Origin of the sequence: Cellulomonas chitinilytica (assembly GCF_016862675.1) — a bacterium.
Taxonomy (GTDB): domain Bacteria; phylum Actinomycetota; class Actinomycetes; order Actinomycetales; family Cellulomonadaceae; genus Cellulomonas; species Cellulomonas chitinilytica.
Genome location: NZ_BONK01000014.1, coordinates 26312 through 48039, shown reverse-complemented (window position 1 = coordinate 48039; position 21728 = coordinate 26312). Strand labels below are relative to the sequence as shown.

Here is a 21728-nt window from a genome sequence, read left to right as displayed (position 1 = left end):
AGCGACGCCCACGGCCCGACGACGGGCCGCACGCGGACGAGGCAGCGGACGCGCAGCCGAGCACCGGCCCCGACGACGCCGTCGGAGCCCACGAGAGACGAGAGACCGCGTGCCCCAGGCCCAGCCCGAGACCGACGCCCAGTGGTGGCGCGGCGCGGTGATCTACCAGGTGTACCCGCGCAGCTTCGCCGACGGGAACGGCGACGGCACCGGTGACATCGCCGGCGTCCGCGCCCGTCTGCCGTACCTGCGCGACCTGGGCGTCGACGCGATCTGGGTGACCCCGTGGTACGTGTCGCCGCTCGCCGACGGCGGGTACGACGTCGCCGACTACCGGGCCATCGACCCGGCGTTCGGCACGCTCGCCGAGGCCGAGGAGCTCATCGCCGAGGCGCTCGCGCTCGGCATCCGCACGATCATCGACGTCGTCCCGAACCACGTCTCCGACCAGCACGCCTGGTTCCGGGCGGCGCTGGCTGCCGGTCCGGGCAGCCCCGAGCGGGAGCGGTTCTGGTTCCACCCGGGCAAGGGGGAGCACGGCGAGCTGATGCCGACGCAGTGGGTGTCGGACTTCCAGGGCAGCACGTGGACGCGGACGACGAACCCCGACGGCACCCCCGGCGAGTGGTACCTGCACCTGTTCGCGCCGCAGCAGCCGGACGTCAACTGGTCGCACCCCGACGTCCGCGCCGAGTTCGAGGACGTGCTGCGGTTCTGGTTCGACCGGGGCGTCGCCGGCATCCGCATCGACTCGGCCGCGCTGCTCATCAAGGACGGCGACCTCCCCGAGTACACGGAGAACCCCGGCCCGGGCGACCACCCGCACGTCGACCGCGACGAGATCCACGACGTCTACCGCGCGTGGCGCAAGGTGGCCGACTCGTACGCCGGCACCCGGGTGCTCGTCGGCGAGGTGTGGCTGCAGGACAAGGCGCGGTTCGCGCAGTACCTGCGTCCCGACGAGATGCACACGGCCTTCAACTTCGACTTCATGGCCCGGCCGTGGGACGCCAAGCAGCTGCGCGAGTCGATCGACATGACCCTCGCCGCGCACGGCCCGGTCGGAGCGCCGGCCACGTGGGTCCTGTCCAACCACGACGTCACGCGCCCGGTCACCCGGTACGGCCGCGAGGACTCGTCGTTCGCGTTCACGGCCAAGCGCTTCGGCACGCCCACCGACCTGGCCGTCGGGGCCCGTCGGGCGCGTGCTGCCGCGCTGCTCACGGCCGCGCTTCCCGGCTCGCTGTACGTGTACCAGGGCGACGAGCTCGGCCTGCCCGAGGTCGAGGACCTGCCGGTCGAGCTCCTGCAGGACCCCATGCACTTCCGGAGCCAGGGGGTGGACCCCGGCCGCGACGGCTGCCGGGTCCCGCTGCCCTGGTCCGGGACCGCCGCGCCGTACGGGTTCAGCCCGGACGGGGCGACGGGGGAGCCGTGGCTCCCGCAGCCCGCCGCGTGGGCCGGCTTCACGGTCGAGGCCCAGGAGGCGGACCCGCACTCGATGCTGCACCTCTACCGTGCCGCCCTCGCGGCCCGCCGGGCCGAGCCGTCGCTCGGTGACGGGTCGCTGACCTGGGTCGACGCCCCCGACGGCGTGCTGGCGTTCGCCCGTGGCGACGTCGTCTGCGTCGTCAACCTGGGCACGTCTGCCGTCGAACTACCAGCCCACCTCGACGTCCTGCTCACGAGCGACCCGCTCGAGGCAGGCCTGCTGCCCCGCGACACCACCGCGTGGCTGCGCACCGAACGACCGCTCGCCCCCTGACCCACCGACCCGATCCGCCCGCAACAAGCGGCCTGACCCCCCGTCCGGCCGCAACTCACGAAGGAGTGACGATGAGGTCCTCACGCACCACCGCGCTGGCCATGGCCGGCGTGCTGTCGCTCGGCCTCCTGGCCGCGTGCAGCAGCAACGACGACTCGAGCGACTCGCCCAGCGGCGCGTCCGGCAAGGTCACCATCAAGGTCGCGGGCCTGCTCCCGACGGCCGACGACGCCGCGAAGCAGCAGCTCGCGGACCGCGTCGCGTCGTTCGAGGAGAAGTACCCGGACATCACGATCGAGACCGAGGACTACGACTGGAAGGCGTCGACGTTCACCGCGCAGCTCGCCGGTGGCACGCTGCCGAACGTCTTCGAGATCCCGCTGACCGACGGCAAGACGCTCATCGAGAACAGCCAGCTCGCGGACATCGACTCGTACGTCAAGGCGCTGCCGTACGGCGACCAGTTCAACGAGAAGCTCATCGCGAACGGCACCGGCGAGGACGGCAAGATCTACGCCGTCCCGGCCAAGTCCATCTACGCGGTGGCGCTGCACTACAACCGGAACCTGTTCACGCAGGCCGGCCTCGACCCCGACAAGCCGCCGACGACGTGGGACCAGGTCCGCGAGGACGCGAAGAAGATCCACGATGCCACCGGCGTCGCGGGCTACGCGATGATGGCGCTCGACAACGCGGGCGGCTGGCAGCTCGCCGCGGGCGCGAACTCGCGCGGTGGCGTCATCGAGACGTTCGACGGCGAGAACTACACCGCGACGCTCGACGACAAGGCTGTCAAGGAGCACCTGCAGTGGCTCCACGACCTCAAGTGGGAGGACGGCTCGCTCCTCGACCGGACCGACCTCGGCTGGGGCGACATCAACACCGAGTTCGCGGCGGGCAACCTCGCGATGTACACGTCGGGCTCCGACGTCTACAACTCGCTCGTCGAGTCGAACGGCGTGAACAGCGACTGGGGCTACGGCCTCACCGCGATCCCGACGTCGGGCGAGGGCGGCGCCCTCACGGGCGGCACGATGGCGGCCGTCACGAAGGACTCCACGGACGCGCAGAAGGACGCCGCGGTCAAGTGGATCGACTGGTGGTACCTGAGCAAGCTGCAGGACAAGGACCAGGCCGTCGCCGACGCCCAGTCCCGGGTCGCCGCGAACCCGCCGCAGGCGGTGGGCACCCCGGTGCTGCCGATCTTCTCGCAGGCCAACTACGAGCAGAGCCAGGAGTGGATCACGCAGTACATCAACGTGCCGCTCGCGGACATGAAGGGCTACACGGACGTGATGTTCACGCAGAACCTGGTGCCCGAGGCCTCGGCGTCGGTCCAGGACCTGTACGCGCAGCTCTTCCCGGTGGTCCAGGCCGTCATCTCCGACGAGGGCGCGGACATCGACCAGCTGCTCGAGGACGCGAACGCGGCCGGCCAGTCGGCCATCGACAGCGCCAAGTGAGCCGGTCCCGGGGTCCGCAGCCCCGGTGACACCACGCAGTGGCGCCGGACGGGTACCCACCCGTCCGGCGCCACCGCCGCCGTACCTCCCGACCGACAGAAAGCGCGCCATGACCACGGACGACGTCGTCCTCGCCGACCGGCCCCGCGGGGACGCCACGGCGAGCCCCACCCGGGGGACACCTCGCGGGACACCCGCCACCTGGGCCCGGCGGGGCGGCCTGACCGCCCTCGTCTTCGGCCTGCCGATCCTGCTGGTCTTCGGCATCTTCTCGTGGTGGCCGATCGTGTCGGCGGTCGTCATGAGCTTCCAGAAGACCAACATGACCGACGCCGCCGTCTGGGTCGGCTGGGACAACTTCGCGGCGATCTTCACGGACCCGCTGCTCCCGAAGGTCATCCGGAACACCGCCTGGTTCGCCCTGCTCGCGCTGGTGTTCGGCTACCCGGTCCCGCTCGTCGGCGCGGTGCTCATGAGCGAGCTGCGCCGCCGCAAGGGCCTGTACTCCGTGCTCGCGTACCTGCCGGTGGTCGTGCCGCCGGTCGTCGCGGTGCTGCTGTGGAAGTTCTTCTACGACCCGCGGCCGCAGGGCGTGTTCAACACGATCCTCGGCTGGGTCGGTCTCGGGCCCTACAGCTGGCTCAACGACCAGGCCATGGCCATGCCGTCGCTCGTGCTGGAGGCCACGTGGGCCGCCGCGGGCGGCACGGTCATCATCTACCTCGCCGCCCTGATCACGGTGCCGCCGGAGCTGTACGACGCCGCCGAGGTCGACGGCGCCTCCGTCTGGCGCAAGGTGTGGCACGTGACGATGCCGCACCTGCGCGGCGTCCTGCTCATCACGTTGATCCTGCAGGTCATCGGCACGGCCCAGGTGTTCCTCGAACCGTTCCTGTTCACGAACGGCGGCCCGAACCACGCGACCCTGACCGTGATGCTCTGGGTGTACCAGCTCGCGTTCACGTCGATCGGCAACCACTTCGGCGAGGCCACGGCCCTGAGCCTGCTGCTAGCGCTTTTCCTCGCGGTCCTGTCGCTCGCGTACTTCCACCTGACCCGGAGCTGGAGCGAATCGTGACCACCATCGACACCGGCACGAAGATGCAGCGGACGAAGACCGCCGTCCTCGACCCCGTGCCCGCCCCGAAGCCACCGCGCCGGCGGGGCAACGAGCCCGTCGACCGCGGCGCCCTGTCCACCGCCGACTGGCACCGCTCGACCGTGAAGCACACGTGGCGCTCGATGCACCTCCTGCTGCTCGTGCTCCTCGTGGTGTGGTGCCTCGGACCGCTGCTGCTGCTCGGCAAGTTCGCGTTCACGCCGACGCAGGACATCCAGAGCTCGCCGCTCGCGTTCTTCCCGCACGGCGCCACGACGAAGAACATCGACATGGCGTGGAACAGGTACCACATCGGTCATTTCTTCATGAACACCGTGTGGGTCGCGCTGGGCTCGTGGTTCGTGCAGATCCTCGTCGCGACGACAGGCGGGTTCGTGCTGTCGGTGCTGCGGCCGCGCTGGGCGAAGGTGCTCAACTGGGCGGTGCTCACCACGCTGTTCGTGCCGGCGGTCGTGCTGCTCGTGCCGCTGTACAAGATCGTCGTCGACCCGCCCGTCGGCGAGAGCCTGGTGAACAACTTCCTCGCCGTCTGGCTGCCGGCCGGGGCGAGCGCGTTCAACGTCGTGCTCGTCGCCCGGTTCTTCGCGGGGCTGCCGCGGGAGATCTTCGAGGCGGCGCGGATGGACGGCGCCGGCCCGTTCCGGCTGTTCTGGAACATCGTGCTGCCGATGAGCAAGCCGATCATCGGCGTCGTGTCGGTGTTCGCGGTCATCGCGTCGTGGAAGGACTTCCTCTGGCCGTTCCTGGTGCTGAAGGACCAGTCGGTCATGCCCCTGTCCGTCTACCTGCAGTCGATGGCGAACGTCGACAAGGGCACGCTCATGGCGGCGCTCGCGATCTCGACGCTCATCCCGATCGTGATGTTCCTCGTCTTCCAGCGCATGTTCCTCAGCGGCGCGGGCCTCGGGGGTGCCGTCAAGGGCTGAGCCCACCGCACGCGGCGCGGACCTGCCCCTCGCGGGCGGGTCCGCGCCGTCGTCGCCGGCGGACGGTTTCCTGACGCGTTGTCCTATCAAGATCACGTTCCTCCGACGCCCTGCGGGCGGGGGCGTCCCGCGGCGCGGTGCGATGATCGAGCGGTGGCCCCTAACACGTCGCTGAGCCCCCGCACGCCCGCAGCCCCGACCGCCGACGTCGCCCCGTACGACGCGCTGCTGCTCTTCTCGTTCGGCGGGCCGAACGGCCCCGAGGACGTGCTGCCGTTCCTGCGCAACGTCACGGCCGGCAAGGGGATCCCCGACGAGCGGCTCGCCGAGGTCGCCGAGCACTACCACCACTTCGGCGGCGCCAGCCCGATCAACGCCCAGAACCTCGCCCTGCAGCGCGCCCTGACCGCCGAGCTCGAGCGCCGTGGCCTCGACCTGCCGGTCGTCTGGGGCAACCGCAACTGGGAGCCGTACACCCGCGACGCGCTCGCGGCCGCCCACGCCGACGGCGCCCGGCGGGTCGTCGCGCTCGTGACCAGCGCGTACGCGTCCTACTCGGGCTGCCGGCAGTACCGCGAGAACCTCTGGACGGCCCTCGAGGACCTCGGTGCCGAGCTCGGCCTGCCCGACGGCGAGCAGCCTCTGGCCGTCGACAAGGTCCGCACCTACTTCAACCACCCGGGGTTCGTCGAGGCGAACGTCGACGCCGTCACGGAGGCCTACGAGAAGCTCGGCGCCGACGGCCGCCTCGTCTTCGTCACGCACTCCATCCCGGACACCATGGAGGCCGCGTCCGCCGTCGGCGGGGCGACGTACAGCGAGCAGCACCTCGACGTGGCCGCGACCGTCGCGGCCGCCGTGGGCGAGCGGCTCGGCCGCACGGTCGAGTGGGACCTCGCGTACTGCTCGCGCTCCGGCCCGCCCAGCCAGCCGTGGCTCGAGCCGGACGTCAACGACCACCTGCGCACGCTGGCGGCGCAGGGCACGACGGCCGTGGTGATCGCGCCCATCGGCTTCATCTCCGACCACATGGAGGTCGCGTTCGACCTCGACACCGAGGCGCTCGCGACCGCCGCCGAGCTGGGCCTCGCCGCGTTCCGCGCGGACACCGTCGGCACGCGAGAGCCGTTCGTGCGCGGCCTCGTCGACCTGGTGCTGGAGCGCGCCGCGCACGCCCGCGCCGCCGGTTCCGGCGAGCCCGCACCGACGCCCGCCGTCGTCGGCGGCCTGCCCGCCCGCGCCGACGTGTGCGCGCCCGGCTGCTGCCGTCAGCGCGACGGCGTCGACTCCGGCCTCCCGGCGGCCTGCTCCGCCGACCCCCGGTCCTGACCCGCACCTTCCCGAGAGGACGACCCGTGAGCCACCCCGCCGCCGACGCCGAGGCCCTGAACAGCACGATCCGCTACACCATGTGGTCCGTGTTCGCCCTGGAGGAGGTGCTCCCGGAGGACGACGACGAGCGCGCCGCCCTCATCGCGGCCGCGCAGCAGGCGGTCGGCGCGGACGGCCTCGTGGTCCGCGGCTGGTACGACGTGGCCGGGCTGCGTGCCGACGCCGACCTCATGGTCTGGTGGCACGCCGAGACCGTCGAGGAGGTGCAGGGCGCCTACCAGCGGCTGCGGGCGAGCGACCTCGGCCGGCACCTGCTGCCCGTGTGGTCCGTCGTCGGGCTGCACCGTGCCGCGGAGTTCAACCGCGCGCACGTCCCCGCGTTCCTCGCGGGCGAGCCCGCCGGCGACTACCTGTGCGTGTACCCGTTCGTCCGGTCGTACGACTGGTACGTGCTCGACGGCGACGACCGCCGCCGGATGCTCGTCGAGCACGGCGAGGCCGCCCGGGACTACAAGGACGTGCGCGCCAACACGGTGTCCGCGTTCGCGCTCGGCGACTACGAGTGGATCCTCGCCTTCGAGGCCCCCGAGCTGCACCGGATCGTCGACCTCATGCGCGAGCTGCGGAACACCGAGGCACGCCTGCACGTGCGCGAGGAGGTCCCGTTCTACACGGGCCCGCGCACGACGCTCGAGGCCTGGGCGGACCGCCAGCCGCGCGGCTGACGGCGCCGGACGGGGACCAGCGCCGATCCGCGACGGCCCGGCCGGTCCGCGACGGCCCGGGTGGTGCGATCATCGGCTCATGGTCGACGTGGACGGGACATGGCGGTTCACCGCGCTCACGGGGGCGGACGTCGCGGGGCTGGGGCAGCACACGCCCTGGCTGACGTTCGACGGTGACGGGCAGGTCTACGGCCTGGCCGGCGTGAACCGGGTGCGGGGGACCTGGACGGCGCAGGACGACACGATCACCTTCGGTCCCGTCGTCTCGACGCTGATGGCCGGGCCGCCGGAGGCGACCGCCGCCGAGCGCGCGGTCCTCGCGCTGCTCGGGTCCACGCTCACCGTGACGGCCCCCGAGAGCGACCGGCGGCGCGTCACGTCCCCGGACGGCGGCACCGCCGAGCTCGTCCGCGACGACGTCGCCGGCCAGGCCTGACGCTGCGGCCCGTCCGCGACGCGTCAGAGGTGCCAGCCGGTCGCGAGCGCCCCCAGCGTGCTGATCCGCGTCTCGACGTCGAACGCGGTGCCCGTGACCATGAGCTCGGTCGCGCCCGTCCGGTTCACCAGCTCGGTGAGCTCCGCGACGGCCCGGTCGGCGGTCGTGGCGATCTGCGTCCCGGGCACCTTCGCGAAGAAGTCCGCGGCGGCCGCCGGGTCGAGGTCGGCCAGCGCGGCGGCGGCGTCGTCGGGGGAGAGGATCGGCGCGAGCGGCCGGCCCGTGCGCAGGCTCAGCGCCATGACCCGGCTGGGGCCGGCGAGGTGGTGCGCCTCCTCGTCCGACTCCGCGATCAGCACCGACGCCGACACCATGAGCCGCGGCGAGTCGAGCACCGCGGACGGCCGGAAGGCGCGACGGTACGTCAGACCGGCCTGCAGGGTGTGCCCGGTGTTGAAGTGGTGGGCGTAGCTGAACGGCAGGCCCAGGGTCCCCGCGAGCTCGGCGCTGAACAGGCTGGACCCGAGCAGCCACACCTCGGGGCTGGACGTCGGGGCCGGCGTCGCCGTGAGCCGCTGGGCGCGCGCCGACGGCGCCAGACCGTCGAGCCGGACCCCGAGCATCGCGAGCACGTCGATCACCTCGGCGGGGAAGTCCTCGTGCCCGAGCCCCTCGACGGTTCGCCGCAGCGCCGCCGCCGTCTCCGGGTCCGCGCCGGGCGCGCGCCCGATGCCGAGGTCGATCCGTCCGGGGTGCAGGGCCTCGAGCATCGCGAACTGCTCGGCGACCACGAGCGAGGGGTGGTTGGGCAGCATGACACCGCCCGACCCGACCCGGATGCGTCCGGTCGCGGACGCGAGGTGGGCGATGAGGACGCCCGGCGACGTCGACGCCACGGCGGGCATCGCGTGGTGCTCCGCGACCCAGAACCGGTGGAACCCCAGCGTGTCGGCGACCACCGCCAGCCGTGTCGTCGCGGCGAGGGCGTCGCCGCTCGTCGCCCCCGCGCTCACGGGCGCGGTGTCGAGCACGGACAGGGGCACGGGGCCGGTCGCGGAGGTCACGGACACCGCAACACGTGGACGCGTCCCGCTACTCCCGACGTCACGGGTACAGGCCGCGGATCTGGTGGGCCTCCGCGACCCGCCGGACACCGATCGCGAGGGCCGCGTCCCGCAACGACAGGCCCTCGGCGTGCGCGAGCGACGCGACCGACCGGTACGACGCGAGCATCCGCTGCTCGAGCCGCTCCGCGATCTCGTGCTCCGTCCACCAGTACGCCTGGTTCGCCTGGACCCACTCGAAGTACGACACGATGACGCCGCCCGCGTTCGCGAGGATGTCCGGCACCACCTGGACCCCGCGGTCGGCGAGGACCCGGTCGCCCTCCGTCGTGGTGGGTCCGTTGGCGGCCTCGACGACCCACCGGGCCTTGACCCGGGCGGCCGACTCCTCGTCGAGCACGCCCTCGACCGCGGCGGGGATGAGCAGGTCGACGTCGAGGGCCAGGAGCTCGGCGTTGCTGATGGGCTCGCCGCCCGCGAAACCCGTCACGGTGCCCGCCTCCTGGACGTGTCGCAGCAGCGCCGGCACGTCCAGCCCGTCCGCCGCCCGCACACCGCCGTGCTCGTCGCTCACCGCGACGACCCGTGCGCCCGCCTCGTGCAGGAACCGGCACGCGTGCGAGCCGACCTTGCCGAACCCCTGCACGGCCGCCGAAACCTCGTCGAGCCGCACGCCGGCGTCGGCGAGGGCCGCGGTCGCCGCGTGCACCACCCCGCGGGACGTCGCGGTGGGCCGCCCGAGGGAGCCGCCGACCGCGAGGGGCTTGCCCGTCGTGACCGCCGGGATCGTGTACCCGAGGTTCACCGAGTACGTGTCCATGACCCACGCCATGGTCTGCTCGTCGGTGCCGATGTCGGGCGCCATGATGTCCCGCTCGGGCCCGATGATCGGCATGATCTCGCTCGTGTACCGCCGGGTGACCCGCTCCAGCTCGGCCTGGGAGTGCAGCCGCGGGTCGATGGTGACGCCACCCTTGGCGCCCCCGTACGGCACGTCGACGACGGCGCACTTCCACGTCATCCACATCGCCAGGGCCCGGACCTCGTCGACGTCGACCGACGACGAGTACCGCAGGCCGCCCTTGCCGGGGCCGCGCGAGATGTTGTGCTGCACCCGGTACCCGGTGAACAGCACGACCTCGCCGTCGTCCCGGCGCAGCGGGATCGCGACGTTCATCTCGCGCCGCGGCGTCGCGAGCATCTGGTGCAGACCCTCGCCGTAGCCGAGGATCTCGATCGCCGAGGCGAGCTGCGCGCGCGCGGTCTCGAGCGGGGTCGTGTGCGGGGGACGGGGCTCCGTTGCCTGGTCGGTCACGCCCCCACCTTGGTCATCGGCGCAGGTTCCCGCCACCGGTCCCAGCGGGCGAGCGGAACTCGTCCAGGCCTCGGTCGGGTGAGGCGTCGGCCTCAGCAGATCTGCGACTCCTCCATGGGCTTGATCACTGAGCCACCCAGGTGACGCGAGTGCCGCGCGGGGACCAGGACGCACGTGCCGAACGTCCCGTTGAGGTACACCGGCTTGACGAAGACGTCGGTGTCGCGGCAGTTGATGGTCCGCACCGAGTAGTACGCGGGCTTGTACACGTACACGCCGGTCAGGTAGCCGCACCACGCCTCCTCGTCCTCGATCGTCGCCGCGACGCTGACGCCCGAGTGCGGCTGGGGGAGGCCCGGCAGCGTCTCGACGGGAAGGTCCGGGCCGGCGACGGGGCCGGCTGCGGGGCCGGCTGCCGGGCCCGCGTCGGACGCGTGGGCGGGTGTCGCACCGAGGCACAGCGCGGCACCCAGGAGGACGCTCACGGCGGCGACAGGGACGGGGCGGGTCGATGCACGCAGGGTCACGGGTGGTCCTCTCGTTCGACGACGATGTCGACGGCACTCGGCCGGGCGCCCAGGATGTCCGGGTGGTTCCCCGCGGTGCAAACCGGGTGGTCCGGGCGCCGCCGCCGGGTCCGGCAGCGTCGGTCGGCGCCGTGGCACACACTGTGAGCACCGACGGCGGCAGGACGACGAAGGCAGGTGCGGGCGGCACATGACGGACGACGCGCAGGTGGTCGAGGAGGCCGTCCGGCTCGCCGGGGAGTGGCTCGCCGCCACGTCCAGCGGTCAGACCGCGGCCGAGCGTCGCACGACCGGGCGGCTGGCGGCGCTCGTCGCGGACCCCGCGGGCCTCGAGCTCGCGGTGCGGTTCGTCGACCGGGTCGCCCGGCCCCGGGACGTGCGTGTCGCCGCCCGCGAGCTCACGGCGCTCGCCGGGACCGCCGACGCCGCCGCGGGGTTCCTCGGGCCGCTCGACCGCGCGCTGCTCGGCATCGGCACGCGGGTCGCCCCGGTGCTCCCGGACGTCGTGGTGCCCGCGGCCCGGTACCGGCTCCGGCAGCTCGTCGGGCACCTCGTGGTCGACGACGGTCCGGCCCTGCGCCGCCACCTCGCGACGATGCGGGCCGCCGGCTACCGGCTCAACCTCAACCTGCTCGGCGAGGCCGTGCTCGGCGAGCACGAGGCCACCGCCCGGCTCGCCCGGGTCCGCGCGCTCGTCGAACGGCCGGACGTCGACTACGTGTCCGTCAAGGTCTCCGCCGTCGCGAGCCAGCTGTCCACGTGGGACACCGAAGGCAGCGTCCGGCGCGTCGTCGACCGGCTCCGACCCCTGTACCTCACGGCGGCACGGCACGGCACGTTCCTCAACCTCGACATGGAGGAGTACCGCGACCTCACGCTGACCGTGCGGGTCTTCGAACGGCTCGTGTCCGACCCCGAGCTGCTCGACGCGTCCGCCGGGATCGTCCTGCAGGCGTACCTGCCCGACGCGGCCGACGCCCTCGACGAGCTCACCGACCTCGCCCGTCGGCGGCGCGACGCCGGAGGGACACCGCTCAAGGTGCGGCTCGTCAAGGGTGCCAACCTCGCGATGGAACGGGTCGAGGCGGAGCTGCACGGCTGGCCGCAGGCGCCCTACCCGACGAAGGCCGACGTCGACGCCGCCTACCTGCGCCTCGTCGACCGCGCGCTGACCCCCGGCCGGGCCGACGTGCTGCGCGTCGGCGTCGCGAGCCACAACCTGTACCACGTCGCCGCGGCCCACCTGCTCGCCTGGTCGCGCGGCGTGCAGGACGCGCTGGACGTCGAGATGCTCCAGGGCATGGCGCCCGCCCAGGCGCGCGCCGTGCGCGACGACGTCGGGAGCGTGCTGCTCTACACGCCGGTCGTCGCGCGCGACGACCTCGACGTCGCGGTCGCGTACCTCGTGCGGCGGCTCGAGGAGAACGCGGCGGGGGAGAACTTCCTGCACGCGCTGTTCGCGCCGGACGACGACCGCGCGATGCCCGACCAGGAGCGGGCGTTCCGCGTCGCGTGGCGGGACCGCGACGAGCCGTCGACCGCGCCGCGCCGGGTCGCCCGGCCGTCCGCCGACGCACCGGTCGACCGGTTCGTCAACACCCCGGACACCGACCCCGCCGTGGCGGTCGCGCGCGCGTGGGCGCGTGAGGTGGCCGGTCGTGACGTCCCTGTCCCGGCCGGTGCCGTCACGGTCGCGACCGTCGCCGACGTCGACGCCGTGGTCGCCCGTGCCGTCGCCGCCGCGCCCGGGTGGGGCTCGACGGCTCCCGCGGCCCGGGCGGAGGCGCTGCGCCGGGTCGCCGACGCGCTGGAGGACGCCCGCGCCGACCTCGTGTCCACGATGGTCCACGAGGCCGGCAAGACCGTCGCCGAGGCCGACCCGGAGGTGAGCGAGGCCGTCGACTTCGCGCGCTACTACGCCGACCGGGCCGACGACCTCGCGGACGGCACCGTGCCCGGCGCGGTGCACCGACCCTCCGGTGTCACGGTCGTGACACCGCCCTGGAACTTCCCCGTCGCCATCCCCGTCGGCTCCGTGCTCGCCTCGATCGCCGCCGGGTCGCCGGTGCTCGTCAAGCCCGCCCCCCAGACGCCGCGGTGCGCGCAGGTCGCGATGGCCGCGATCGCCCGGGGCCTCGCCGCCGCCGACGCCCCCGCCGGCGTGCTCACCGTCGTGCTCAGCCCCGAGGGGGACGTCGGCCGACGGCTCGTGACGCACCCGGACGTCGCCCGCGTGCTGCTCACCGGGTCGATCGAGACCGCCCGGCTCTTCGCGCGCTGGCGACCCGACCTCGACGTGCTCGCCGAGACCTCCGGCAAGAACGCCCTCGTCGTCACCCCCTCCGCGGACGTCGACCTCGCCGTCGCCGACGTCGTGCGGTCCGCGTTCGGTCACGGCGGCCAGAAGTGCTCCGCCGCGTCGCTGCTCATCCTCGTCGGCTCCGCGGGCCGGGACGACCGCCTGCGCCGCCAGCTCGCGGACGCCGTCGCGTCGCTGCACGTCGGGCCTGCCGACGACCTGTCGACCGCCGTCGGCCCGCTCGTCGAACCCGCGTCCGGCAAGCTGCTGCGCGCGCTGACGACGCTCGAACCGGGCGAGGCGTGGCTCGTGGCGCCGCGCAGGCTCGACGACGAGGGCCGCGTCTGGTCGCCCGGCGTCAAGCACGGCGTCGCACCCGGGTCGTGGTTCCACGTCACCGAGTGCTTCGGGCCCGTGCTCGGCGTGATGCGGGCCGACACGCTCGACGACGCCCTCGAGCTGCAGAACGGCGTGCCGTTCGGGCTCACCGGCGGCCTGCACAGCCTCGACGACGACGAGATCGACCACTGGCTCGACGAGGTCCACGTCGGCAACGCGTACGTGAACCGGCACATCACCGGCGCGATCGTGCAGCGGCAGCCGTTCGGCGGGTGGAAGGCGTCCGTCGTCGGACCCGGTGCGAAGGCGGGCGGCCCGCACTACGTCGCCCAGATCGGCTCCTGGTCCGACGCGCCCGACGTCCCGCAGGACGACGACGGCTGGCTCGCGTGGGCGTCCCAGGACGACCGGCGTGCCTGGCGGGACCTGTTCTCCCGCGAGCACGACGCGACAGGGCTGCGGGTCGAGGAGAACCTGCTGCGCTACCGCCCCGTGCCGGTGCTGACCGTGCGCGTCGGCGACGGTGCACGGTCCCGCGACGTCGCGCGCGTGCTCCACGCGGCGCGGACCGCCGGCGTGCCCGTCGTCGAGAGCCACGTCGACGACGAGTCGCACGAGAGGTTCGCCAAGCGCGTGCGCAACGGTGCCGTCCAGGGGAGGGTCCGCGTCGTCGGCGCCGCACCCGGCCTGCGGGCCGCCGCCGCCCACCACGCGGGGGAGGTCACCGTGCTCGACGGGCCGGTGCTGGCGAGCGCCGAACGCGAGCTGCTCACGGTGCTGCGGGAGCAGGCCGTCAGCCGGACCCGGCACCGGTTCGGGCACGTCGACCGGATGCCCGAGACCGGCGCGACGGGGGCCCGCCCGCCCGAGGCGTGACCGACAGCCGTGCACTGCTCGAACGTCGTGCGCTGCTCGCACGTCGGCGCCGATGCCCGCCGGCGCTGCACATGCGACTGCCCGGTGCGCGTCGGGCAGACGTGCACCGGGCAGGCACAGGAATCGGGGCGGCGACGCACCCGGGGGGAGCGTCAGGCGGACGCGCGGATCACCAGCTCCGGCGCGAAGATCAGCGGCTCGCTCGGCGGCGTCGCCCCCTGCAGCTGGTCCAGGAGCCGCGCGCCGGCCGCACGGGCCATCGCGACGACCGGCTGGATGACGCTCGTCAGCGGCGGCGTCGTCGACGCCGCCACGCCGAGGTTGTCGTACCCGACGACCGCGATGTCGCCCGGGACGTCCCTGCCGTGCTCGGCGAGGACCCCCAGCGCACCCGCGGCCATCAGGTCGGACGCGATGAAGATGGCGTCGAGGTCCGGGAACCGCTCGAGCAGCTCACGCGCCGCACGCGCACCCGACGCGATCGTGAAGTCGCCGTGCACGACCGCGTCCTGCGGCAGGTCGGCGGCCTCCATGGCGTCACGCCAGCCGAGGAGCCGGTCGATGCCGGCGGACATGTCCTGTGGCCCGGCGATCGTGCCGATGCGGCGCCGGCCCTGGTCGATGAGGTGCTGCGTCGCCATGCGACCGCCCTCGTGGTTGTCCGTGTCGACGTACTGGACGTCGCGCTCGTCGGCGGACAACGGCCGCCCCACGAAGACGTTCGGCACCCGGGACGCGAGCAGCGCCCGGTCCAGCTCGTCGTCGCGGTGGTGCGAGACCACGATCGCGCCGTCGACGTGACCGTTGCGCAGGTAGCGGATGGTCCGCTCGCTCTCACCAGGACGGGCGATCACGAGGACCACCTGGATGTCCGAGTCGGCGAGCGAGGTGCTCAGGCCGTTCAGCGTGCCCGCGAAGAACGGGTCCGACAGCACGCGCTCGTCGGGTTCCGGGACCACGAGCGCGATCGAGTCGGTCCGCTTCGTGACCAGGGAGCGTGCGGCGCGGTTCGGCGTGTAGCCCAGGTCTGCCACGGCTGCCTCGACGGAGGCGAGGGCCTCCGGCGAGACGCGCAGGCCACCGTTGATCGCGCGCGAGGCCGTCGAGCGGGAGACACCCGCGCGCTCGGCGACCTCCTCGAGCGTCGGCGCGGGGGGCCGGGCCGGCTCGGTACGGGTCGGGATGTTGTCGACCACCGTTGGTCTTCCCTCCTGTGGCTGCCGGGGCGGGCAGCGGATACGTGCTGAACGGACGACGAGGGCGGGGTGCCGGGGGCACCCCGCCCTCGTGACCTTCACCGGATCATCGCGCAGACGGACTCGCGTGACATCCGGGTGGAACCAGACGTGCCGGGCGTCAGCCCTTGACGGCACCCTGCATGATGCCTGCGACCAGCTGGCGGCCGGCCACGAAGAACAGGACGATCAGCGGGATGATCGAGACCGTGACACCGGCCATGATCAGCGCCATGTCCTTGAAGTAGGACGCCTGGAGCAGCTGGACCGCCACCGGGAGCGTCGGGTTCTCCGGGCCGAGCACGATGAACGGCCAGAAGAAGCTCGTCCACGATCCGACGAACGTGAACAGGCCGAGCATGACGGCGGCCGGCCGGGCGGCGGGCAGCGCGACGTGCCAGAACGAGCGGATCATCGACGCACCGTCCACGCGGGACGCCTCGATGAGCTCGTAGGGGAGCGCCGACTCGAGGTACTGGGTCATCCAGAACACGCCGAACGCGGTGACGAGGCCCGGCACGATGACGGCGATGAGCTTGCCGGTCCAGTGCAGCTGCGACATCACGATGAACAGCGGCACGATGCCGAGCTGCGTCGGCACCGCCTGGGTGGCGATGACGAACACCAGCAGGCCGTTGCGCCCACGGAACCGCAGCTTCGAGAACGAGAACCCGGCGAGCGTCGAGAAGAAGACCAGGAACACGGCCTGGACCGTCGCGACGATGATCGAGTTGCCGAGCGCCTTCCAGAACTGGATGTCCGAGTTCAGGACGCGGCTGACGTTGTCGAAGAACTCGCCCTGCGGGATCAGCGACGGGATCGGGTGCTGCGCGATGTACGCGGAGTTCGACGACGCCAGCAGGAACGCGTAGTACAGCGGCAGGATCGAGCCGATGAGGACGACCGTCAGGATCAGGTACGAGACCCAGCCCGGACGACGCTCGGAGCCGCCGACCTTGGTGTGCCGCCGGCGCGCGGCCGCTCGTGCGGCCCCCTTGCCGGCGGTCTGCGCGATGACGGGAACAGAGGGGGCGCTCATCGCACAACCTTCTTTCGGGCCTTCTTCGACGACTCGTCGGAGGAGATCCGCCGGGTGATCGAGAAGTTGATGATGCCGACGATCAGGATGATCAGGAACAGGATCCACGCGACGGCCGACGCACGGCCGAAGCTCTTCTGGTTGCCCCAGCCGACCTCGTAGATGTACATGGTGGCGGTCATCCACTGGCGGCTCGGGCCACCCTGGCCGACCTGGTCGAACAGTCGGGGCTCGTCGAAGATCTGCAGGCCGCCGATGGTCGACGTGATGACCACGAAGATGATCGTGGGGCGCAGCATCGGGACCGTGACGGAGAAGAACTGGCGGACGCGGTTCGCACCGTCGAGGACGGCGGCCTCGTACAGGTCGCGCGGGATCGCCTGCATGGCGGCGAGGAACACGAGCGTGTTGAACCCGGTCCAGCGGAAGTCGACCATCGACGCGATGGCGATGTGGCTGGGCAGCACCTGGGCGTGCCAGCCGATGGGGTCGACGCCCACCTTGCCGAGCAGCGTGTTGATGATGCCGGACTGGTCGGCGAAGAGCTTGCCGAAGATGAGGCTGACGGCCACGGGGGCGATGACGTAGGGCAGCAGGACACCCATGCGCCAGAACGTCTTCGCCCGCAGGTTCGCGTCGAGCATCGCGGCGATCGTGATCGCGAGGATCAGCTGGGGGATCGTCGAGATGAAGAAGATGCTGAAGGTGTTGCGGATGCCCTTCCAGAAGTTCGGCTGCTGGAGGACGTAGGTGTAGTTCTCGAACCCGACGAATTCACCCTTGCCGCCGATGAGGTTCCAGTCGTGCAGCGACACGAAGGCCGTGTAGAGCAGCGGGAACAGACCGGTGAGCGCGAAGAGGATGAAGAACGGGGAGATGTAGAGGTAGGGCGAGAGCTTGACGTCCCAACGCCCGAGGGTCTGGCTGAATCCGACCCGGCGCGGAGTGCGTCCAGGGTCGGTCGGTCCGCCGCGGTTCAGCTGCGGAGACGTGGTGGAGGTGGCCATCGGTTGTCCTTAGCGGGGGGCGAGCGTCGGGTAAGCGGCTGTGAAGCCGGGCCGGCGCGACCAGCGCACCGGCCCGGCTTCAGCTCAACGTCAGCCCAGCGCGTTGACGGCGGTGATGAACGTGTTCCACTGCTCGTCGGGGTTGCCCTTGTTGACGTCCACCTCGGTGAGCGCCGACTGCATCGCGTCGTTGATCGCGAAGAAGTTCGGGCCCTTGTAGGTGGAGATGATGCCCTGGCCACGGTTGGCGAGGATCTCACCGGTGGGGGCGTTGTTGAAGAACGCGTTCACGGCGCCCGTGAACTTCGGGTCCTTCAGGCCGTCGACCTGGCTCGGGACGGTGCCCTTGTTGAGGAAGGCCTGCACCTGCTGCTCGGGAGCGGTGAGCCAAGCGGCGAGCTCCTTCGCCTCCTTCGGGTGCGCACCCTGCTCGGGGACCGTGAGGAACGAGCCGCCCCAGTTGCCGGCGCCGCCGGGGTAGACGTCCGCGAGGTCCCAGCCCGTCACGCCGGCCGAGTTGCCCTCGATGACACCGAGCATCCAGCCCGGCGCGAGCATCGTGGCGAAGCCGTTGGTCTGGAAGGACGCCGTCCAGTCGTCGCTCCACTGCGAGAGGTGAGCGGACAGGTTGTCCGTGACCGCGGCCTGGACGACCTGGTCGTAGATCTCCTTCACGCGCGGGTTGTCCGCGGCGATGATCTCGTTCGTCTTGGGGTCCTCGTAAGGAGCCTTCTCCTGGTAGATCAGGCCCTGCCAGATCGCGCCGGCGGAGTCGAACCACGCGCCACCGCCACCGGCCTGGTACTCCTTGCCCGCGGCGAAGTAGTCGTCCCAGCTGTTGTCCTTGCCCTTGATGAGCGTGGCGACAGCCTCGCGGTCCTTCGGCAGGCCCGCGGCCTCGAGCAGGTCACCGCGGTAGGCGATGCCCTCGGGGCCGAAGTCCGTGCCGTAGCCGAGGAGCTTGCCGTCGGGGGTCGTGACGGCGGCGGTCTTGAAGTCGAGCCAGCGGCCCTCGAGGGCCGGGTCCGTCAGGTCGACGAACTTGTCCGGGTACTGCATGAGCTCGGGCATCCAGTCGGTGTCGACCGCCTCGATGTCGGAGAGGCCGGAGCCGGCGGCGAGACGCGTGTTGAGGTTCTCGCGAGCCTCGTTCGACGTCGCGGCCTTCTTCTCCTTGACCGTGATGCCGGGGTGCGACTCCTCGTACGCCTTGAACATGTCCTCGGTGTAGCCGAACTCGTTGAACGTCGCGACGGTGAGCGTGATGTTCTCGCCACCCGTGCTGTCGTCGCTGGTGTTGTCACCCGAGCCGGAGGAGCACGCGGTGGCGAGGAGGGCGATGCCCGTGACCCCGGCCGCGGCTGCCCACATCTTGCTGGTGGTCTTGCGCACTATGACTCCCTTGTCAGTCGGACGGCGTCCTCGCCGTACCCCTAGGGCGTCCGCCGACCGTCTGCCGCAGGGGCCGCTGGCGGGCGTCGGACGTGGGCCTGGTGGACCCCGCGCGAGACGCTCCCATCCGCAGTTCTGCGGGAGCGTTCCCACGCGCTGCATGAACTGTCGTCGGCAGCCTTGGCGGTGTCAAGGATGGAGCGTCCGATCGTGGCGGTGGTAGCGATCTCACAGGAACGTTCCCGCAGGTCAGGGCGATTTCGATCGTCCACCGTGTTACCGAATCGTTACGGCTGGGTCGCCGTGCCGTGATCAGCGATCCACTGCGCCGCGACGCCCTCCTCGGCGCTCAGCGCGCCCTTCACGGCTCCCGCCGCCGCCTGCTCGACCGCCGCCCCGAACAGGGGGATCGCGGCGTGCAGCTCGCCCTCGTACACGAGCACGCTGCCGCCGTCGGCGGGCTGCAGGGACGCGCGTCCGGTGAGCCGCACGGGCGCGCCGGCGATCTCCACGACGACGGTGCCGGCACGGCTGCCGTCGGCCGCGGCCGCCTCCCACGCCTCGACGTGCCGCACGTCCAGGCTGCTGCCCACGAACCCACGCAGGTGGGCCGGGATGCTGTCGGTCGGCAGCGACCGGCGCGTCGTGACGGTGAACGCGTCCGGCGCCGACCCCGTGACGTCGACGTGCTGGTCGAGCGCGCCGCTCGCGGCGAGCTTGAGGTGCACGTACTCGGGGTCGGCGAGCATGGCGGCCGCCGAGGTGGGATCGGTCGCGATCGCGACCGAGACGCTCAGGTGCACGATGTTCCTTCCGGGCATGCGACGAGCGCCCGGGCAGGTCGTCCGCGCCGGGCGGCACGTGGGCGGCGGCTCCGCCGTGGTGTCGAGGGTATCCGTCCGCCTCGCCCGGGCGACGGCGACGCGCGCGTGCGCGTGTCCGCCCGCCCGTCGCCGGACCCGGCCTGCGGTCCGGCGGGGCCGTCCGGCCACCTACCCTGGTGTGCGTGTCCACCCTGAGCACGCTCGTCGCCCGCCACGCCTCGCTCGACGCCGCCGACCTCGAGTGGCTCCACCTGCTCGTCGGGGACTGGCAGGTCCTGTCGGACCTCGCGTTCGCGGACCTCGTCCTGTGGCTGCCGACCGAGGACGGCGACTTCATCGCCGTCGCGCAGTGCCGCCCGTCCACCGGTGCGACCGTGCACTACGACGACGTCGTGGGATCGCGCGCCCCCGAGGGGCAGCGTCCCCAGCTGCAGCGCTCGCTCGACGAGGTCGCGGCGCAGCGGTCCCGCGAGCCGCGGTGGTTCGGGTCGTACGCGGTCCGCGAGGAGGCGGTGCCGGTCGTCCGGCGCGGCCGGCCGATCGCGGTGATCGCGCGGCAGACGAACCTGGGCGGGGCGCGGACGCCGAGCCGGCTCGAGCTCAACTACGTCGAGGCCGCCGACGACATCTTCGCGATGATCTCGCGCGGCGAGTTCCCCGCGACGGACGCCCCCACGGGTCCCCGTCGCGGCGCTCCGCGCGTGGGCGACGGCCTGGTCCGGCTGAACTCCGAGGGCGAGGTCCTGTACGCCAGCCCCAACGCGCTGTCCTGCTTCCACCGCCTCGGCGCGCTCGGCGACCTGGCCGGCCGCTCGCTCGTCGAGGTCACCGCCGACCTCATCGAGCAGGAGGCGACGGTCGACGAGTCGATGCCGCTCGTGCTGATGGGCCGGGCGCCGTGGCGGACCGACGTGGAGGCCCGCGGCGTGGCGCTCTCGTTGCGCGCGGTGCCGCTCACCGAGCACGGTCAGCGCATCGGCGCCGTGCTGCTGTGCCGGGACGTGTCGGAGCTGCGCCGGCGGGAGCGGGAGCTCATCACGAAGGACGCGACGATCCGCGAGATCCACCACCGCGTGAAGAACAACCTGCAGACGGTCGCGGCGCTGCTGCGGCTGCAGTCGCGCCGGATGGAGTCGCCGGAGGCGCGCGAGGCGCTCGCCGAGGCGATGCGTCGGGTGTCGACGATCGCGCTCGTGCACGAGACGCTGTCGCAGACGCTCGACGAGATCGTGCCGTTCGACGACCTGGTCGGGCGCAGCCTGCGGCTGGCCGCGGACGTCGCGACCGCCGGTGCGCACGTGCGGACGCTGGTCCGCGGGTCGTTCGGTGCCATCCCGGCCGAGGACGCGACGGCGCTGGCGCTCGTGCTCACCGAGCTCGTCACGAACGCCGTGGAGCACGGCTTCGAGGGGCGCGAGTCGGGGACCGTCGAGATCGTCGTGGAGCGGGAGGCCGACCACCTGCGCGTCGAGGTCGCGGACGACGGTGCCGGCCTGCCGCCCGGGCGGGGCGCGGGCAGCGGCCTCGGCACGCAGATCGTCTCGACGCTCGTGACGAACGAGCTCGGCGGGACGATCGCGTGGTCGCCGCGGGAGGGCGGCGGCACGTCGGTCGTCATCGACGCTCGGCTGCGGGCGAGGGACGCCGCCGTCTCAGGCCTCTGACGGCGGGTGCGCCGCGACCGGGCCGGCGGCCGACGCCCTGAGCGTGCGCGCGCTGGGAGGTCCGAAGACAGGCGGACCGGCCGCGCCATGAGGCGGGCCGGTCCGGGGTGGTGCGGTGCGGGGGAGCTCAGCCGGCGCGACGCTGGCGAGCGGTCCGACGCTTGAGCGCGCGGCGCTCGTCCTCCGACAGGCCGCCCCAGACGCCGGCGTCCTGGCCGGTCTCGATCGCCCACTTCAGGCACGTGTCGACGACGGGGCAACGCCGGCACACGGCCTTCGCCTCGTCGATCTGCAGCAGCGCAGGCCCCGTGTTCCCGATGGGGAAGAACAGCTCAGGGTCCTCGTCGAGACACGCTGCGCGGTGGCGCCAATCCATGGGA

18 protein-coding genes are annotated in these 21728 nt (G+C 72.5%); 9 read left to right on the top strand and 9 right to left on the bottom strand.

All coding sequences use genetic code 11. The features are described from left to right. Positions 1–109: 109 nt before the first annotated feature. The 7 genes from Cch01nite_RS18260 to Cch01nite_RS18230 all read left to right on the top strand — a co-directional run bounded on the left by Cch01nite_RS18260 (position 110) and on the right by Cch01nite_RS18230 (position 7767). On the top strand, positions 110–1765 hold the full coding sequence (locus tag Cch01nite_RS18260) for a glycoside hydrolase family 13 protein (RefSeq protein WP_203757919.1): 1656 nt from the start codon (positions 110–112) through the stop codon (positions 1763–1765). A 71-nt stretch (positions 1766–1836) separates the two neighbouring features. Next, a complete protein-coding gene (locus Cch01nite_RS18255) occupies positions 1837–3228 on the top strand; it encodes an ABC transporter substrate-binding protein (protein ID WP_203757918.1) in 1392 nt (463 codons plus the stop codon). 109 nt (positions 3229–3337) lie between these two features. Beyond that, on the top strand, positions 3338–4306 hold the full coding sequence (locus Cch01nite_RS18250) for a carbohydrate ABC transporter permease (RefSeq protein ID WP_203757917.1): 969 nt from the start codon (positions 3338–3340) through the stop codon (positions 4304–4306). Further along, a complete protein-coding gene (locus Cch01nite_RS18245; protein WP_373309961.1) occupies positions 4300–5274 on the top strand; it encodes a carbohydrate ABC transporter permease in 975 nt (324 codons plus the stop codon). The genes Cch01nite_RS18250 and Cch01nite_RS18245 overlap by 7 nt, the downstream gene beginning before the upstream one ends. 153 nt (positions 5275–5427) lie before the next feature. Further along, positions 5428–6603 carry a ferrochelatase gene (locus Cch01nite_RS18240; RefSeq protein ID WP_239070997.1) on the top strand — a complete coding sequence of 392 codons (1176 nt, stop codon included), beginning with the start codon at positions 5428–5430 and terminating at the stop codon, positions 6601–6603. Positions 6604–6629: 26 nt separating this feature from the next. Continuing rightward, the gene (hemQ, locus tag Cch01nite_RS18235; RefSeq protein WP_239070993.1) at positions 6630–7331 is read left to right on the top strand and encodes a hydrogen peroxide-dependent heme synthase; all 702 of its coding nucleotides are present in this window, start codon (positions 6630–6632) and stop codon (positions 7329–7331) included. Positions 7332–7410: 79 nt separating this feature from the next. Next, positions 7411–7767, top strand: coding sequence for an META domain-containing protein (locus Cch01nite_RS18230; RefSeq protein WP_203757916.1), 357 nt, complete (start codon positions 7411–7413; stop codon positions 7765–7767). A gap of 23 nt (positions 7768–7790) precedes the next feature. On the opposite strand, the gene Cch01nite_RS18225 is transcribed toward Cch01nite_RS18230, so the two are convergent. The 3 genes from Cch01nite_RS18225 to Cch01nite_RS18215 all read right to left on the bottom strand — a co-directional run bounded on the left by Cch01nite_RS18225 (position 7791) and on the right by Cch01nite_RS18215 (position 10673). Then, positions 7791–8837 (bottom strand): LLM class flavin-dependent oxidoreductase, encoded by a 1047-nt coding sequence (locus Cch01nite_RS18225; protein ID WP_239070991.1) that lies wholly within the window; start codon positions 8835–8837, stop codon positions 7791–7793. Positions 8838–8871: 34 nt separating this feature from the next. Further along, the gene (locus tag Cch01nite_RS18220) at positions 8872–10146 is read right to left on the bottom strand and encodes a Glu/Leu/Phe/Val family dehydrogenase (RefSeq protein WP_203757915.1); all 1275 of its coding nucleotides are present in this window, start codon (positions 10144–10146) and stop codon (positions 8872–8874) included. Positions 10147–10238: 92 nt separating this feature from the next. Beyond that, complete coding sequence (locus Cch01nite_RS18215) at positions 10239–10673, bottom strand: hypothetical protein (protein ID WP_203757914.1); 435 nt, start codon at positions 10671–10673, stop codon at positions 10239–10241. Between the two features lie 190 nt (positions 10674–10863). Here Cch01nite_RS18215 and Cch01nite_RS18210 point away from each other — a divergent pair, with 190 nt between their 5' ends. Continuing rightward, positions 10864–14187, top strand: coding sequence for a bifunctional proline dehydrogenase/L-glutamate gamma-semialdehyde dehydrogenase (locus Cch01nite_RS18210; protein ID WP_203757913.1), 3324 nt, complete (start codon positions 10864–10866; stop codon positions 14185–14187). 152 nt (positions 14188–14339) lie between these two features. On the opposite strand, the gene Cch01nite_RS18205 is transcribed toward Cch01nite_RS18210, so the two are convergent. The 5 genes from Cch01nite_RS18205 to Cch01nite_RS18185 form a co-directional block, all read right to left on the bottom strand. After that, on the bottom strand, positions 14340–15383 hold the full coding sequence (locus Cch01nite_RS18205) for a LacI family DNA-binding transcriptional regulator (protein WP_203757912.1): 1044 nt from the start codon (positions 15381–15383) through the stop codon (positions 14340–14342). 160 nt (positions 15384–15543) lie between these two features. Then, positions 15544–16461, bottom strand: coding sequence for a carbohydrate ABC transporter permease (locus Cch01nite_RS18200; protein WP_203757911.1), 918 nt, complete (start codon positions 16459–16461; stop codon positions 15544–15546). Beyond that, entirely contained in the window at positions 16458–17468 is a 1011-nt protein-coding gene (locus tag Cch01nite_RS18195) for a carbohydrate ABC transporter permease (RefSeq protein ID WP_203757910.1), read from the bottom strand. The genes Cch01nite_RS18200 and Cch01nite_RS18195 overlap by 4 nt, the downstream gene beginning before the upstream one ends. Before the next feature lie 90 nt (positions 17469–17558). Then, entirely contained in the window at positions 17559–18860 is a 1302-nt protein-coding gene (locus tag Cch01nite_RS18190; RefSeq protein ID WP_239070988.1) for an ABC transporter substrate-binding protein, read from the bottom strand. Between the two features lie 287 nt (positions 18861–19147). Further along, the gene (locus Cch01nite_RS18185; protein ID WP_239070985.1) at positions 19148–19681 is read right to left on the bottom strand and encodes a DUF2505 domain-containing protein; all 534 of its coding nucleotides are present in this window, start codon (positions 19679–19681) and stop codon (positions 19148–19150) included. A gap of 185 nt (positions 19682–19866) precedes the next feature. Between Cch01nite_RS18185 and Cch01nite_RS18180 the strand changes: the two genes are divergently transcribed. After that, positions 19867–21348 (top strand): sensor histidine kinase, encoded by a 1482-nt coding sequence (locus Cch01nite_RS18180; RefSeq protein WP_203757909.1) that lies wholly within the window; start codon positions 19867–19869, stop codon positions 21346–21348. A gap of 127 nt (positions 21349–21475) precedes the next feature. Here Cch01nite_RS18180 and Cch01nite_RS18175 read toward each other — a convergent pair whose 3' ends face one another. Further along, complete coding sequence (locus Cch01nite_RS18175) at positions 21476–21724, bottom strand: WhiB family transcriptional regulator (RefSeq protein WP_055912771.1); 249 nt, start codon at positions 21722–21724, stop codon at positions 21476–21478. Positions 21725–21728 lie beyond the last annotated feature (4 nt).